1 protein-coding gene is annotated in these 1,430 nt (G+C 34.3%); it reads left to right on the forward strand.

Annotated elements, in window-relative coordinates; translation table 11 throughout:
- Window positions 1-172: 172 nt before the first annotated feature.
- Window positions 173-1,430, forward strand: a 1,258-nt coding sequence (locus L1D51_RS21430) for a winged helix-turn-helix domain-containing protein (RefSeq protein ID WP_239964831.1), incomplete at its 3' end; no start/stop codon positions are given.

Genomic DNA, 1,430 nt, shown 5'->3' on the forward strand with positions numbered 1-1,430 from the left:
ATATTCCTTTTACTATTTATTGATTAAGATGGCACTGGGCCTTTTGATAATTTTTTACTGTTATGAATCGTAAAAAGCGATGAAGCACCAATTAAGAAAACATTAAGAAAGCATTAAGCTTAAAATAACCAATAATAACAACAGGATAAGATTAGCTTTGAGAGTGAGTGAATTGCCAAATCAATTTTGTATTAATGACTTGCTGATTGATGTTGAAACTGGCGAGGTAGTAAGTGAAGGTAAAGTCCAAGTTATAGAACCTAAAATGATGGCTCTTCTGCTGGTTTTTGCTCAAAGACCGCGACAAGTTCTATCGGCCGAAATGCTTTTTGAAATTGTCTGGCCACAGGCAATTTACAGTCCAAACTCAGTTCGAAGAAATATCGCACTTTTAAGGCAAGCATTGTCTGATGACAACAAAAGCATTATCAAAACACACCCAAAACGAGGCTACAGCCTTGACGCTCAAATACATTTTCCTGATAAGAAAGCAATCACCTCATCTAAAGAACTACTACACAAAAAATATTTAAAACAAACACTGTTACTTGTCCCTGTTCTATTTATCTTTATATTGTTTTTTAGTTTCTTTAGCTCAAGTAATGACATTTCTCTAGAGAACCTTGAGCCAGTTACGGCAAGTAATAAAAAAGAACGCTTCATGCAAGTAAGCCCTGATGGGCGGTTAGTCGCTTATATTCAAGCTACAAATAAACCAAACAAGCGAAAGCTTTTAATCAAAGACCTAAAATTAAATTCACATTGGCAACTAAATACAACCTTAAAAGCGTTTACTTATCTTGCATGGGATAAAAACACAAATGCACTGGTTTATTCATTTAAAGGGGAAGAAGGTATCTCATTTCACCGCTTACTACTGAATGAACAGGCTAAAGTAGTAAATGAAGAAAAGCTTTTTTCGCGTAGTGATATTACTTGGAACAGTTTGTTTTTTATAGATGACCAGCAAAACCTTTATTATTTGGCTAATCGAAATAGCTCCGAGCACAGCCGAAATGTAAGCTTGTATCGCCATAACTTGATAACTGGCAATTATGAAAAACTACTCCAGCCAAGTGATGACTTTAAACCTTATAAACTCGCTTTATCACCAGATCAAAAACAATTAGCATTAGTTGGGTTTAATGAAAATGCAATATCTGAAGTAAAGCTTTTAAACTTAGCGAGTAGCGAACTTACATCAGTCGGTAAAATCGATCATAACTGGCATTTTATGGATTGGTTTGAAGATGGTGATTCTTTGCTGCTAAGCAATGGCAGTGAGTTAAAGCAACTTAAATTAAGCGGAGAACTAACTACTCTGAATTTTAAAAGCTTTAACTTTTTGGTTTATCCCCAAATAGTTAAAGACAAGCTTTATTTTATTGAAGCTAAGTCTGATCAAGATATCTTAATTAGTAGTTTAGATT

Origin of the sequence: Pseudoalteromonas shioyasakiensis, assembly GCF_022398475.1 — a bacterium.
In the GTDB taxonomy this organism is placed as follows: domain Bacteria; phylum Pseudomonadota; class Gammaproteobacteria; order Enterobacterales; family Alteromonadaceae; genus Pseudoalteromonas.